The following is a 13,948-nucleotide window of genomic DNA, read 5'->3' as shown; positions in this document are numbered from 1 at the left end:
TGGGATGTAAGAGCACCCCGGAGAGTATTGGGGACTTAAAACCGGAAAAGCGAATATCTATGATCGAACCAGGCTCACCAGCTCTTGCTCTTCAGGCTCGCAGGCTCGCAAAACCCTACGATTGGTACGTGTTGCGAGGTCGGCGCTCGATGGCGGAGTGAACGTCGGACAACGCGCCAGGTCTACGTTGGCATAGAAAAGCAATGGAGGAGAGGATCAACGATGCGTGCAGTCCACGTTCCGCCCGGCAGAGAGCCTCGCCTCGAGTTGATCGAGCGCAGCATTCCAGAGCCGGCCTCGGGCACCGCGCGCATTCGCGTGGAGGCGTGCGGCATTTGCCACAGCGACGCGCTCGTGGTGAATCGCGAGTGGCCGGGCCTCACGTACCCGAGAGTTCCCGGCCACGAGATTGCGGGAACGGTAGACGCGCTCGCAGACGGCGTTGTCGGATGGAGTGTCGGTGACAGGGTCGGTGTCGGCTGGCACGGGGGGCATTGCGGACGTTGCGATCGCTGTCGCCGCGGCGACTTTATCACGTGCCGCAACCTGCAAATTCCCGGCATGGCCTACGACGGTGGTTACGCGGAGTATGCGATTGTCCCGGTTGTCGCGCTCGCGCGCATTCCAGCAGCGCTGTCCGCGACCGAGGCGGCCCCGTTGATGTGCGCCGGCGTCACGACGTTCAACGCGTTGCGCCACAGCGGAGCAGGCCCGGGCGATCTGGTTGCGATTCTCGGCATCGGCGGTCTCGGGCATCTTGCCGTGCAGTACGCGGCGAAGATGGGGTTTCAGACCGTTGCAATCGCCCGCGGAGGCGACAAAGAAGAGCTCGCGCGAAAACTCGGAGCGACGCGGTATCTCGACAGTCAAGCCCTCGACGTCGGCGCGGAGCTTCAAAAGCTCGGCGGTGCTCGAGTGGTCCTTTCGACGGTGACCGCGGCGAAGGCCATGGAGCCCGTCATTGCCGGCCTAGGCGTCGACGGGCAACTCCTGGTCGTCGGCGCATCCGGCGAAGCCCTTTCGCTCAATACCGTCGCGATGATCGGCGGGCGCAAGTCCGTCAAGGCGTGGCCGTCGGGAACGTGCGCGGACTCCGAGGATACGATGAACTTCAGCGTCCTCGCCGGCGTTCGCGCGCAGATCGAGACGATGCCGTTGGAGCGAGCCCAGGAGGCCTACGATCGGATGATGAGCGGCGCAGCACGCTTCAGAATGGTGCTCGCAGCCTTACCGGCATAGATGACGGCGACGTAGGCGGCTCCGAGGCCTACGATGGCCGCGGCGAGCGTCGCCGGTATGGGCGCCACGAGTATGCCGAAGACGGCGATCACGAAACACGTGCAAACGTCCGCGAGCGACGCCGCAAGCAACGAGGCCTTGGGCGGTACCTTTGGCGTTGCGCGAATGACGTAGATCATCCCCTGGCTCGTCACGACGAGCAACAGAAACATTGCGGTTTGAATCTGTGGCACGGGCAAATGCAGCGATGCCGTCAGCAGCGCAAATACACCGAGCGAGAGCACGAGCAATGCGCCCCCTATCGCAGAGGCTCCGCCGATGATCCGGCGTGGATTCCATCGATCCGGCACGGGCGAGCCCCGGGCGTTGTCTGTCGCGATCGCCATCGTCGCGAAGTCGTTGCCGAAGATCAGCAGAATCATCAACAAGGGCGTTAGCGGGACGATCGACGTCGAGAAGGCGGCGATGGTGAGCAGCGCCGAGATCTCGATCGTCTTGCCGATCTTGTTGGTGACGTAGACCATCATGCGGCGGAAGATCGCGCGGCTTTCCTGCACGGCTGCAACCGCCTCCGCGAGCCCGGGATTCGTCAGAACGATGCTTGCTGCGTTCTTCGCCGCGTCCGTAGCGCTGGCAACGGCAATGCCGACCTGCGCCGCGCGCAGGGCCGGCGCGTCGTTCACACCGTCTCCCGTCATGCCGACCCGATGTCCCGCAGCTTGTAGCGCCTGCACGATCGCGTATTTATCCTCGGGAAGAACGTCGGCGAGAACGTCGACGTCGGGCGGAAGGCCGTGTAGCGCCCGCCACTCCGAGGCGTGCAGCGCTCTTCCCGAGAGGCCGAGTTCTTCTGCGACGCTCTGCGCCGTCGGCAACGCATCGCCGGTGAGCATGATCACGCGCACGCCCAGCTCTCGCAGGCGGGCTAAGAGCGTGGCGGCGTCGGGACGAACCGGATCGCCGAAGGCGAGCAATCCCAAGACGCGGTAGCCTTTGCCGTCGTCGCGAGCCACGGCGAGAACGCGCGCGCCGCCGGCGCTCGCTTTGGCAACTTCCGCTTCATCAGGCGCCGCGTTTGCGAGTGCGTAGATCGCCGCGATCGCGCCCTTACACGCACGAACGATCGCTCCGCCGACGCGAACGTCGGCTTGCGCGTACTTCAGCTCGGGGTCGAAGGGATGATAGGCGGCTCTCACTCCCAATCCGTTGCGCGCGATGTGATGCTGTGCGAGCGAGCCGATCACCGCAAGGTCCAGCGGATCCTGACTCGCTTCGTCGCTCGCGGCGGCAGCCGCCTCGAGCACGTCGGCATCGGATGCTCCGGCAACAGGGAGAATCGACTGGAGCGCGAGCGCGTTTTGCGTTAGCGTTCCGGTCTTGTCCGTGCATAGAACGTCCATCGTTGCAGCGTCTTCGATCGCGGAGAGCCTCGTCACGAGCACGCCGCGGCGTGCGAGCTCCGAAGCGCCGAGCGTGGTGGCGAGCGTAAACGTCGCGGGAAGAGCGACGGGAATGGCCCCGATCAGCAGCGTCAGGGCGAACGAGACGATGTCCACAGCGCTCGTTCCGTGCGCGAGGCCGTATGCGAAGAACGCGATCACGAGCACGCCGTCGAGCAGCAGGAGGTATTTGACGACCGAAAAGACCTGGTCGTGCAGGTGCCCGCCTTCACGGCTGTGTGCGACCAGGAGCACGACGTTCCCAAAGGCGGTGCGGGCACCGGTTGCGACGACCTCCGCCGTCGCTTCGCCATGTTTGACCGTCGAGCCGGAATAGAGCTTTTCACCGTTCGCACGAGTCCGTGCGGCCGATTCGCCGGTCAGCACCGCCTCGTCGACCGAAACCGCACCGTCGGCGATCGTGCAGTCCGCCGGCACGACGTCGCCCATGCGTACGTGAATGACGTCACCGGGAACGAGTTGCCGGCTCGCGATTCGCTGCCAGCGCCCGTCGCGCAGTACGCGCGCTTGAATCTCCAGTCGCCGTTCGAGCACCTCGACCGCTTCGCGCGAGCGATGCTCGTGGAGAAAGGCAATGACGGCGTTCACGAGCAGCAAGACGAGAACGACGGCCGCTTCTGCATAGCGCTTCGTCGCGACCTCGAGTGCCACGGTTCCCTCGAGCATCCACGGAATCGGTCCCCACAGCTTGGCAACGAACTGCCCGAGAATCCCCGGCTGAGATTCTTGTATCGCATTCGGCCCAAACTGGGCGAACCGCGCAGCCGCCTGCGCGCTCGAAAGACCTTGGGTTTCTTGAGGCTTAAGCGTCAAGAGGCTCGCAGGATGAAGTGGTACGGGAAGCGCACGTCGCGAATCCGCTCGACGCGCGCAAGGCCGTTGCGCGTCAGACGCTCTTGCGCTTCGCTCGGACTATGTGCATGCTCGGCCGGCGGACCCGTGGGACGATCGATGGTCGCGTCCCAGTCGACGAACAAGACGCTGCCGCCGGGCGCCAGCAGCGGCGCGAGGCGATGCAGCGTGACATTATCGATCTCGTGGAGCACGTTGAGCGCCACGATGCGATCGTATGGTGCTCGGCGCTGCGCCTCTGCCCAGTCCGCGCCGCTGAGGTTCTCGACGTGCGCGTCCGCCGCGCGGCGGCGAACGATGTCGAGCATTTCGGGTTGCACGTCGTACGCGACGACGTGCAGGTCGGGCCGTGCCCGCGCGAGCGCGATCGCATAGCGGCCGGTACCGGTGCCGAAATCGAGAACGCGCGCCTGCGAAGGAGCGTCGAGCAACTCGACGAGTGCGGCCGCCGGAGTCCATTGCTCGCGTTCTGGCTCGTCCAGCACGGCGGCGCGCTCGTGCGAGAAGATCTCATGCTGCTTTGCGCCCTCTCCGGGCTTGTGGCGATGCGAGTCGTGCATAGGAGGTCGTTGGATTTCGTACTGCCGCGCAAACTCCCTCGGCGGGAAACGCTTCCAGAGCGAGAACAACGCCACGACACCACGAGCATTCCTCGGAGGCGAAGCCAGTGGCCGTACAGGCAGAGAAGGCAGCGAGGTTTCGCGCCTTGCATCACCGCAATCACGCGTTCGTGATTCCGAATCCATGGCGTGCGGGGACGCGAAGTTTCTGGAATCGCTCGGTTTCGAGGCGCCGACGACGCACCGCCGTTCGCCGACATGAACGCCCTGTTCGCGGGCTAGAGCTTCCCTAGGTATGCGCGTCATCGTCGTCGGCCTCGGTGCGATGGGAAGCAGCGCGGCGATGCAGTGCGCGCTGCGCGGCGCACACGTGCGCGGCATCGAGCGATTCGCGCGCGGTCACGCCTTCGGAGCCTCCAACGGCAAGAGCCGCATCATCCGACAGGCGTACTACGAGGACGCCGCGTACGTTCCGCTCTTGCTGCGCGCGTACGAGCTCTGGCGCGATCTCGAGCACCGCGCGAACGAACGCCTGCTTCACCTCGTCGGCTTGCTGCTCGCCGGCAGAGAAGGCTCGGCGATTCTCCAAGGAACGCTTGCCGCCGCGCGCGAGCACGGCTTGAATGTGGACGCCCTCGATACGCGCGACGTACGCGCCCGCTATCCGGCTCTGCGTGTCGAAGACGGCGAGGTCGGACTCTTCGAGCCGCTGGGCGGACTCCTCGTCCCCGAAGTTGCCGTGCGTGCGTTTGCGCACGTTGCCGAAGATGCCGGAGCGGAGTTGCGCTTCGAGACGAAGATGGAAAGCTGGAGCGCGAGCGACGACGGCGTCGAGGTTACGCTCGAGGACGGCACGCGGCTACAGGCTGACGCGCTCGTGCTCGCGCTCGGACCGTGGTTCGAAGCCGAGATGGCACGTGCCGGCGTTCCGATGCGCGTGCAGCGCAACGTGCAGCTCTGGTTTTCGCCCGCGACCGATGCTTACGACGCGACGCGCTTCCCCGCGTTTCTCCTAGATCGCCAGTCGCTTCCCGCGCCGTTGTACGGCTTTCCCGACCTTGGCGATGGCGTCAAAGCGGCGTTGCACGGCTACGGCGCCGTGGCACACCCAGACGGTCTCGACCGCACGGTCGATGTGGAGCGCGACGTCGTGCCGGTCGCGCGCGCGCTCGACGCGTGGATGCCGGGCGCTTCAGCGGTGTTTCGCGAAGGGCGAGCGTGCATGTACTCGCTCACGCCGGACGAGCACTTCGTCATCGACGTCCATCCGCAGCATCGCAACGTCGTGCTCTGCGGTGGATTCTCGGGGCACGGATTCAAGTTCGCGAGCGCCGTTGGGGAAGTCGTCGCAGATCTCGCTCTCGCAGGCGAGACGCGGCACGACGTTGGATTTTTGAGCGCCAGGCGGTTTTCGCGGGAGCGCCGCACGGCCATCGATAACGCCGGGCTCGGTGCCTTTCACCTGAAGTAGCGCGTCGAAGACGCAGTTGTGCCCTGGAGAGGGAAAAGACCGTCAGCCATGCCAAACCTTGCTTTCGCATGTCGCAACGGAACGTTCTCGCACGCCGCGTACTGGGGTTGCTCGCCGTTGCAGCAATCGTCCTCGCCGGTATCGTCGCTTGGCGTTTGCTCTCCGGCGGCGGCTCTCCAAGCAACGTCATTACGCTCTCGGGGCGAATCGAAGGCGACGACTCCGCGCTTGCGCCGAACATCGGCGGCCGCGTGGCAGAGGTTCGCGTTCGCGAAGGCGATAGCGTCAGCACCGGTCAGGTGATCGTCGTGATCGATGGCGCGCAAGTGCGTGCTCGCGAAGCACAAGCGCGGGCCGCCACGGCGGCTGCCGCGGCGCGCGTGGGAGCGGCGCAAGAGCAGGTCGGCGTTCTCGGCGCACAGGTCGCAGCGGCCGATGCGGATCTCGCCCAAAGCCGCGCGTTGTACCGGCTAGCTGCATTCAACGAGAGCAGTGACGTCGCGCTCTTCCGCACGGGCGACATTTCGGAAGAGCAGGAGCGCGCCGCAATTGCGAGCGCGCAACAAGCGGCAGCGTCCGTGGCACTGCGTGCCGCGCAAACGGCGGCGGTCGAGCGGCAGATCGCACAGCAGCGCGCGACGATCGCGAGCGCGTCGGCGGAGATGCGCCAAGCGGCCGCGCAGCTCGCAGAAGCGCGAGCGAACCGAAGCGATCTCGTCGTCCGTGCGCCGTTCTCCGGGACGGTCATTACGCGGGCGGTCGAGCCGGGAGAGGTCGTTGCCGCTGGTACGCCCGTCGCGACGCTGCTGAATCTCGATCGCGTCTACCTGCGCGGCTTCATTCCGGAGGGGGAGATCGGAAGAGTCAAAATCGGCCAGCCGGCACGCGTCTATTTGGACTCCAATCCCGATCGACCGATCGATGCGTACGTGCTGCGCATCGACCCCCAAGCGACGTTTACTCCGGAGAACACATACTTTCGCAACGACCGCGTCAGAGAAGTCTTCGGGGTGAAGCTCGCGCTGCGCTCGGGCTTCGGTTTCGCCAAGCCGGGCATGCCGGCCGACGGCGAGATCCTCATCAGCGGAACCTGGCCGAGCGCACGACCGCCGTCGTGAGCGCGAGTGCCGGTCCGGCAGTTCGCGTACGCAATCTCGTCAAGCGCTACGGAACCGTCGAAGCCGTGCGCGCAATCACCTTCGACGTCGCTGCCGGCGAGATCTTCGGGCTCGTCGGGCCCGACGGCGCCGGGAAGACGTCGACGCTGCAGATCGTCGCCGGCGTCGCGAATGCGACGAGCGGCGACGCGCTCGTCTTCGACCAGCCGGCGCGCGCGGCGCGGTTGCGAACTGGATATCTCACGCAGGGCTTTACGCTCTACCCCGACTTGACGGTTGCGGAGAACATCCGTTACGTGGGGGATCTGCGGCTGACGCCGCCGGAGACGATCGCGCGCCGCGGCACCCACTATCTGGAGATCTTCGGCATGGGGCAGTTCGCTCATCGCCTCGCCGACGAGCTCAGCGGCGGAATGAAGCAGAAGCTCGCGCTCGTCTGCGCGCTCGTCTCCGAGCCGGACGTGCTTTTGCTCGACGAACCGACGACCGGCGTCGATCCGGTGTCGCGCCGCGAGTTCTGGGACGCCCTCGCGCATCTGTGCGCCGAAGGCCTGACGATCGTGGTGGCGACGCCGTATCTCGACGAGGCGGAGCGATGCACGCGTGTCGCGTTCGTGCATCGCGGCGAGATCTATCGCCTCGGCACGCCGAGCGAGCTGCGCGAGAGCCTGCACGCACGGCGCCTCGTGGTGCGCGTCGACGACCTGCGCGCCGCAACGCAGGCGCTCGGTCCCGCCGTCGCCGCAGGCACGATCGTGGACGTGCAGCGTTTCGGCGATCACCTCGACGTCCTCGCTGCCGATACCGATGCGGCGCGCGCGATCGTCGAAGGCGCCGCGAGCGATGCGAAAATCGCGGTGCAGGAAATTCGCGTGGACGACCCGTTGCTCGAGAACGTGTTCGTCGCATCGATGCGTTCGCTCGGACAGCGAGCGCCCGACGCTCCGTTCCCGGCTCGTCACGAGCATCGCGAGCCGCGCGGCGAGGTCGCGATCGGCGCCGAGCGGCTCACGAAGCGCTTCGGCGATTTCGTCGCGGTTGACGGCGTGAGCTTCGAGGTGCGCTACGGCGAAATCTACGGGCTCCTGGGCGCGAACGGCGCGGGGAAGACGACGACGATCAAAATGCTCTGCGGCTTGCTCGAGCCTACGGAGGGGCGCGCACGACTGGCGGGAGCCGGCGATCACCTGCGAGCGCAACAGGTTCGCCAACGCATCGGCTACATGTCGCAGCTCTTCTCGCTCTACGACGATCTATCGATTCGCGAGAACTTGGAGTTCTTTGCCGGCGTGTACGACGTTGCGCCGGAAGAGGCGGCCGCGAAGATCGCCTGGGTGCTCCGCTTCTCGGGGCTCGGCGGCAAGGAGCGCGACCTCACCGGCAGCCTTCCCGGCGGTTGGAAGCAGCGCGTTGCCTTCGGGTCGGCGATCATGCACGAGCCGAGCGTGATCTTCTTGGACGAGCCGACCTCCGGCGTGGATCCGCTCGCGCGTCGCGCGTTGTGGGGAGTGATTCAGGCACTCGCCGACAGCGGCGCGGCAATTCTCGTAACGACGCACTATTTGGAAGAGGCGGACCAGTGCAATCGGCTCGGATTCATGATCGGGGGAAGGCTTGCCGTCGAAGGAAGCCCGAGTGAGATCCGTAGCCGGCAGGCGGGACATTTGCTCGAGCTGCGCGTCGATCGGCCGCAAGTTGCCGCCGATCTCCTTCGGCGCAAGCGATACGACGCATCGCTCTTCGGCGATCGGCTGCACGTCGTCGTCGACGACGTCGCGTCGGCGCAACCCAGCGTGACGCGCGAGCTCCAGAGCGGCGGGATTCACGTCATCAGCGCGCGCGAAGCTCGGTTCTCGCTCGAAGACGTGTTCATCGGCGCGGTCGAGAAGGCCGGGGTCTCGTAACGTGCGGCGCGTCTTCGCGCAAACGCGAAAGGAGATCATCCAGGTCCTTCGCGACCGCCTCACGCTCGTGCTCGCGCTCGTGCTGCCGGCCTTTCTCCTGGTCATCATGGGAACGGCCATCTCGCTCACGGTCAACGAAATGCCCATCGTCGTGCAGGACCTCGACGGCTCGAGCGCCTCGAACGCGCTCGTGGATGCGTTTCGCGCCTCGATCACCTTCACTGTCATCTCGTGGCCCGTGAACGAAAGCGCGGAGCGCGCGCTCGCTTCCAATCGCGCGCGCGCGGCCCTCGTCATCCCGCCGGACTTCGGGCGCGACGTCGCGAGGGGCGTGCCCGCGCCCGTGCAGCTGCTCGTCGACGGATCGGATGCCAACACGGCCAAGCTCGCCGCCGGCGATGCGAGCGAAGTCGTCGATGCGTACAACGCGACCCTCGACGAGGCCGCTCGGCAGCCCGTGCGCGCGGCGATTCGCCTCTGGTATAACCCGGGCGGCGACTCGAAGAAGTTCTACGGGCCGGGCATTTTCGTACTGGCGCTGACGCTCTTTCCGACGCTTCTTGCCGCGCTCGCGATGTCGAAGGAAGGCGAGGAGAAGACGATTCTGCAGGTGTACGCGTCGAGCATTCCCGCGCACGAGTACCTGCTCGGCAAGATTCTCGCGATCGTGGCGATCGCATTTTGCGAGTGGGTGATTCTCATCGCCCTGCTCCTTACGTATTTCGGCCTCGGGTTCGTCGGCGATCCGACGCCGTTCGTCGTCGCGTCGTTGCTCTACGCATTCTGCGTGGCGGCCTTCGGCACGATGGTCGGCTCGGCGATACCGAGCCAAGTCGCCGCGATGCAAGCCGTGGCTGCCGGCGGATTCTTGATGGTCTTCATCCTCTCCGGATTGCTCTTTCCGATCGAAAATATACCGATCGCATTGCGGTGGATGTCGAACGTCGTGTGGGGGACCTACTACATCAAGATCGTGCGTGATGCGTTTCTGCAAGGGGGCGGATGGCCGGCGATGTGGTCCAGCGTCGCGGCGATTGGGGGATTCGGACTTCTGTTCTACGGGATCGCGTGGCGGAACATGCGCGCCATGCAGGTGAAGGATTGATGGCCGGGCGGCGGCTGCGGGCGTTGATCGTCAAAGAGTTTGCGCAGATGCTGCACGACCGGCGGTACATGATCGCGCTCGTGGTCGCTCCGGTGCTCGAGCTGCTGGTCTTCGGTTTCGTGCTCAGTGCAACGGTAACGAATCTTCCGTTGGGCGTCGTGGACCTCAGCGCGACGCCGGAGAGCCGCGAGCTCGTCGCCACGCTCTCGGAGAGCAGAAGCTTTCGCGTCGTGGGGTATTACGATTCGGGCGCGGCCGTCGGGGATGCGATTGCGCGCGGCACGCTCGACGGCGGCGTCGTTATTCCGTATGGATTTGCGCGCGACATGCTTCGCGGCAGAACCGCGACCGTGCAGTTCCTGCTCAACGCGACGAACGCAAATACGGCGGCGATCGCGCAGGGGTACGCACGAGGCGTCGTCGCGGCCTACGACCGCCTCGTCGCGGGCGCGCCGCAGGCGGGCGGCGTCCTGCTCGAGCCGGATTATCTCTACAATCCCGGTCTCGTGGGATCATGGTTCATCGTGACGGGCATCTTGGGGTTGCTGCTCATCCTCGTTGGAACGCTCTTCTCTTCGCAGATGATCGTCAAAGAGCGCGCGGCGGGAACGCTCGAGCAGCTCTTGATGTCGCCGGCCAGCGCGGCGGAGATCATCGTCGCGAAGATCGTTCCACTCTTCACGGCGCTCTTCGCCATGGGCCTCATCGCACTCGCGATGCTGCGCTGGGTCTTCGACCTACCGTTCAACGGGAGCTTGGCCGTCTTTCTCGCCGGCGCCGGCCTGTGCATGTTCTCGGGAATCGGGCTCGGGATGTTCATCGCGACCATCGTGCGGTCGGCACGCCAGGCGCAGCTGGTGCTCTTCTTTCTCAACCCGCCGCTCGCCTCGCTTTCGGGCGCGTTCACGCCGATCGAAGCGATGCCGCGATGGCTGCAGCCGGTCGCACTCTTCAATCCGATCAACCACTTCGGCGTGATCGCGCGTGGCGCGCTCATCAAGGGCAGTGGCCTCGGCGTGCTATGGCCGCACTTCCTCGCGCTTTTCGCATTTACCGCGGTGCTGTTGAGCGTGAGCGTCTGGCGCTATCGCGCCCAGCTCTAGCCTCGGCAAGGAACCGGTGGATCGTTCGCGCATTGACGCACGATGTACGTTCCCGCCGCCTTTCGCGTGGATAATGTCTCCGAGCTTGCGCGCTTCGTCGAAGAGCACGCGTTTGCCGTCCTGGTCTCGGCGCAACACGGCGACTGCGTGGCGACGCACGTGCCGTTTCTCGTCGAGCGCGACGGCGATGCGATGATCTTGCGCGCGCACATGGCGCGCGCAAATCCGCAATGGCGCGCTTGGGGAGCCGCAGAGGCGCTGGTCGTCTTCTCCGGGCCGCACGCGTACGTTTCGCCACGCTGGTACGAAAGCCGCGACAACGTGCCGACGTGGAACTACATGACGGTCCACGCGTACGGAACGCCCCGTCTCGTCGAGGATCGGGAGCGGGTGCTCGACCTCGTTACCGCGCTGAGCCGTCGCTACGAGGGAGACGTCCGCGACGCGTGGGACGTTCGCGAGCTGAGCCCCGAGCGTCTGGAGGCCTTCCTCGACGCGATCGTGGCATTCGACATTCCAGTGACGAGGCTGGAAGCGAGCTACAAACTCTCGCAGAACCGGACGGTCGCGGATCGGCGCGGGGCGGTTGCAGCGCTGCGCCGGGAAGGAAGCGGCGCGCTCGCCGACGCGATGGAACGCTTCTAGGAGTTCGGCAAACTCCTAGCCGCCGACGCTCTGCTTGAACTGCGCGATCTTGTCGACGCTTTCGGTCCCCGTAACGGGGAACGCAGCGCCCTTCTGCGCTTCCGACTCTTGATAGAACTCCGGAACCAACTGCTCGAGCCAAGGCTCGTTCTTGCGCGTGTAGAGCTTCGTGTCGTTGAGAAAACGCTGCACGTTGTGCGACGCCGTACGGTTGATCATGCCGAGTGCGCTGAAGGCGGGCCCAAAATAGAACGCGGCGAGCTGCGCGCGCACGGCCATGCGCGAAAGGATGATCTCCGGAACGACTAAGTTCGAATAGTAATACTCGGCAATCGCGGCGATCGCATTGTAGATGGCGAGAGCGTTGCGGGTTGCGTCGATGTTCCCGAAGACGAGATCGCGCTTGAGCTCGTCGCGAATCTTTCGGATGTCGCCGCCATTGCTCAAGAAGAGGTTGTCGAGCCACTCCGCAGGTTCGCGTACGTCGCGCCCGTCGAGCAGCATCTGCGTGAAACGCAGGCGCTCGAAGAATGCGGCGGTCTCCGTTTTGTTCACGACGGCATCGGCGGCGGCGCGAATCGACGTCTCGGCGTGCTCGCGCGTCGCCGTGAGCTCCCGCTCGCTGCGATCGCCCAGAGCTGCGGCTTCGCTCGCGGCGCTTCGCGCTGCGATGTTGGCGCGCCGCACCGCAGCGGCAATGCCGAGCACGGCAATCGCGAGGGCTGCGACCGAGACGACGATGGAGCTGAAGACGGCGACGGCGAGCTGCACGGGGTGCATCGTCAACCGAAGGAAGATCGCAAAGAGGAGCAGCAGGACGATCGCTATAGCGATCACCACGGCGTTGACGGAGAGCCACGCTCGAGCGTGACCGAGAGTGTACGGTTTGCTCGGTTCCATGGATAAGGGCGGTCCGGACGGCGGTATTGGGCGCGCCCTCGCCGGACTCCCTTCCCTGGGCTCGCGACCCGGCGGGAATTAGGCCGGAAGTCACGGGTCGCCGGCGACGACAAACGCGGCGCAAGCAAAGAAGTCCTCGGCGCGGTGGTGCGCGAACCTCTCGCCATGGTGGTCTACGAGTTCGGCCCGTTCCGGCTCGATGCGCAGCGCCTGCTGCTCTATCGCGACGGCGCTCCGATCGCGCTCGGCCCCAAAGTGGTTGAGACGCTGCTCGCCCTCGTCGAGCGCGCGGGCGAGATCGTCTCGAAGCAGGGGCTGCTCGGGCGAGTTTGGCCCGAGGGTTACGTCGAGGAGGCGAATCTCACCCAGAACGTCTACGTTCTTCGCAAGCTCTTTCGTGCAAGCCGCTGCGCGGGGGCGATCGAGACGATCGCGCGACGCGGATATCGCTTTACGTTTGCGGTGCGCCGGCTCGACGCGATTCCCACGCCCGAGCACGTGCCGCGGCGCGCGGGCCGCATGGCGCTCGCGGCAATGGCTGCGTTGCTCGTCTTTGCGATCGGCGCGTGGGCGCACGGCCTCTCTCGCGAGCCGGCGACGCCGCCGATGTCCGCACCGGCGCAGCTCTTCACGATGGGCAACTTTTTCCTGACGCTGCGAACGCGCAGCGGCGTCGAGCACAGTGTGGCGCTCTTCTCTCGCGCGATCGCGCAGGATCCTCGCGACGCGCAGGCCTTCGGCGCACGCGCAAGCGCCTATGCGGTAATGGCGGATTACGGCTATGGCGCGTCGCCGTCGCGAGACGATCGCGCGCGCGCGCGCGCCGATGCGGGCAGAGCGCTCGCGCTCGACCCACGATGCGGCCGAGCCTATGCCGCACTCGGGTTGCTGGCGCTCGACTCCGGTAGCGGAAGGGGTGCAGTTGGAGACCTGCAAAGAGCCGTCGCTCTCGCCCCGAGTGATGCGGCAGCACATGTGTGGTACGGCATCGCGCTCGTCGCGCGCGGGCACATCACCGAAGGGGAGGTCGAGCTTCGGACCGCGCAACGCCTCAACCCGCTCTCGATCGCAGCAACGTCGTGGCTTGCATGGGTGGCGTATCTGGAACACCGGTACGGTGAGGCGATCGCAGAGGCGCACGAAGGGCTGGCCGTTGCGCCGACCCGCTACGAACTCTGGATTACGCTCGGTCTAGCCGAGGAGGCGCGGGGGCGGCAGGGACCGGCAATCGTCGCGTTTACTCACTACGCGCAAGCGTGCCGTGCGTGCCGCGCCGAAGGCGCGGCACTCCTCGCCTACGCGTACGGGCGGCTCCATTGGGCGGCTGCCGCCCGGCAAGAGCTGGCAATCGCGGCAACCGGGCCCGTACGCCCCGAGGATCTGGCGCTGGCGCTCGCCGTAGAGGGCGAGCACGGGATGGCGATCCGGCGGCTGGCCCGCACGATGAGCAACGAGGATCGCATCTTCGCCCTCGACGACCCGCGGTTCGGCGTCCTCACGAGCACGGACCGGCGGCTTATCGAACAGCAAGGCTGAACTAAAAGAAATCCAGGAAAGGGCTTGACGGCGCTCCTCTGTTGTACTATTGTAC

11 protein-coding genes and 1 pseudogene are annotated in these 13,948 nt (G+C 65.8%); 9 read left to right on the top strand and 3 right to left on the bottom strand.

Annotated elements, in window-relative coordinates; translation table 11 throughout:
• The first annotated feature begins 222 nt into the window (after positions 1 to 222).
• Positions 223 to 1,239, top strand: a complete 1,017-nt coding sequence (locus VMV82_08640) for an alcohol dehydrogenase (protein HUY41616.1) — start codon at positions 223 to 225, stop codon at positions 1,237 to 1,239.
• Here VMV82_08640 and VMV82_08635 read toward each other — a convergent pair.
• Both VMV82_08635 and VMV82_08630 read right to left on the bottom strand, forming a co-directional pair.
• Positions 1,176 to 3,512: a plasma-membrane proton-efflux P-type ATPase gene (locus VMV82_08635; protein HUY41615.1), complete on the bottom strand. Its 2,337-nt coding sequence runs from the start codon at positions 3,510 to 3,512 to the stop codon at positions 1,176 to 1,178. The two genes, VMV82_08640 and VMV82_08635, sit on opposite strands and share 64 nt — an antisense overlap.
• Positions 3,509 to 4,111, bottom strand: coding sequence for a class I SAM-dependent methyltransferase (locus VMV82_08630; protein HUY41614.1), 603 nt, complete (start codon positions 4,109 to 4,111; stop codon positions 3,509 to 3,511). The genes VMV82_08635 and VMV82_08630 overlap by 4 nt, the downstream gene beginning before the upstream one ends.
• Before the next feature lie 107 nt (positions 4,112 to 4,218).
• Here VMV82_08630 and VMV82_08625 point away from each other — a divergent pair.
• From VMV82_08625 to VMV82_08595, 7 genes and pseudogenes are all read left to right on the top strand, one after another.
• Positions 4,219 to 4,343 (top strand): annotated as a pseudogene (locus VMV82_08625) (isocitrate lyase/phosphoenolpyruvate mutase family protein).
• A 63-nt stretch (positions 4,344 to 4,406) separates the two neighbouring features.
• Positions 4,407 to 5,582, top strand: a complete 1,176-nt coding sequence (gene solA / locus VMV82_08620) for an N-methyl-L-tryptophan oxidase (protein HUY41613.1) — start codon at positions 4,407 to 4,409, stop codon at positions 5,580 to 5,582.
• A 68-nt stretch (positions 5,583 to 5,650) separates the two neighbouring features.
• Complete coding sequence (locus tag VMV82_08615) at positions 5,651 to 6,700, top strand: HlyD family efflux transporter periplasmic adaptor subunit (protein ID HUY41612.1); 1,050 nt, start codon at positions 5,651 to 5,653, stop codon at positions 6,698 to 6,700.
• Positions 6,697 to 8,604 (top strand): ATP-binding cassette domain-containing protein, encoded by a 1,908-nt coding sequence (locus tag VMV82_08610; protein HUY41611.1) that lies wholly within the window; start codon positions 6,697 to 6,699, stop codon positions 8,602 to 8,604. The genes VMV82_08615 and VMV82_08610 overlap by 4 nt, the downstream gene beginning before the upstream one ends.
• A gap of 1 nt (position 8,605) precedes the next feature.
• Positions 8,606 to 9,709: an ABC transporter permease gene (locus VMV82_08605; GenBank protein HUY41610.1), complete on the top strand. Its 1,104-nt coding sequence runs from the start codon at positions 8,606 to 8,608 to the stop codon at positions 9,707 to 9,709.
• Complete coding sequence (locus tag VMV82_08600) at positions 9,709 to 10,812, top strand: ABC transporter permease (protein ID HUY41609.1); 1,104 nt, start codon at positions 9,709 to 9,711, stop codon at positions 10,810 to 10,812. The genes VMV82_08605 and VMV82_08600 overlap by 1 nt, the downstream gene beginning before the upstream one ends.
• A gap of 42 nt (positions 10,813 to 10,854) precedes the next feature.
• Entirely contained in the window at positions 10,855 to 11,457 is a 603-nt protein-coding gene (locus VMV82_08595) for an FMN-binding negative transcriptional regulator (protein ID HUY41608.1), read from the top strand.
• Between the two features lie 15 nt (positions 11,458 to 11,472).
• On the opposite strand, the gene VMV82_08590 is transcribed toward VMV82_08595, so the two are convergent.
• Positions 11,473 to 12,357 (bottom strand): hypothetical protein, encoded by an 885-nt coding sequence (locus VMV82_08590; GenBank protein HUY41607.1) that lies wholly within the window; start codon positions 12,355 to 12,357, stop codon positions 11,473 to 11,475.
• Positions 12,358 to 12,501: 144 nt separating this feature from the next.
• Here VMV82_08590 and VMV82_08585 point away from each other — a divergent pair, with 144 nt between their 5' ends.
• Positions 12,502 to 13,893, top strand: a complete 1,392-nt coding sequence (locus VMV82_08585) for a winged helix-turn-helix domain-containing protein (protein HUY41606.1) — start codon at positions 12,502 to 12,504, stop codon at positions 13,891 to 13,893.
• Positions 13,894 to 13,948: the final 55 nt, after the last annotated feature.

It is taken from the genome of Candidatus Dormiibacterota bacterium, from assembly GCA_035532035.1.
Taxonomy (GTDB): Bacteria; Vulcanimicrobiota; Vulcanimicrobiia; order Vulcanimicrobiales; family Vulcanimicrobiaceae; genus Tyrphobacter.
This window is presented reverse-complemented; position numbering and strand designations above follow the sequence as displayed.

Excerpts from the sequence above, each read along its gene's own strand:
- VMV82_08640 (HUY41616.1), top strand. The coding sequence starts at position 223 with ATGCGTGCAGTCCACGTTCCGCCCGGCAGAGAGCCTCGCCTCGAGTTG.
- VMV82_08630 (HUY41614.1), bottom strand. The coding sequence starts at position 4,111 with ATGCACGACTCGCATCGCCACAAGCCCGGAGAGGGCGCAAAGCAGCAT.
- solA (HUY41613.1), top strand. The coding sequence starts at position 4,407 with ATGCGCGTCATCGTCGTCGGCCTCGGTGCGATGGGAAGCAGCGCGGCG.
- VMV82_08615 (HUY41612.1), top strand. The coding sequence starts at position 5,651 with ATGTCGCAACGGAACGTTCTCGCACGCCGCGTACTGGGGTTGCTCGCC.
- VMV82_08600 (HUY41609.1), top strand. The coding sequence starts at position 9,709 with ATGGCCGGGCGGCGGCTGCGGGCGTTGATCGTCAAAGAGTTTGCGCAG.
- VMV82_08595 (HUY41608.1), top strand. The coding sequence starts at position 10,855 with ATGTACGTTCCCGCCGCCTTTCGCGTGGATAATGTCTCCGAGCTTGCG.
- VMV82_08590 (HUY41607.1), bottom strand. The coding sequence starts at position 12,357 with ATGGAACCGAGCAAACCGTACACTCTCGGTCACGCTCGAGCGTGGCTC.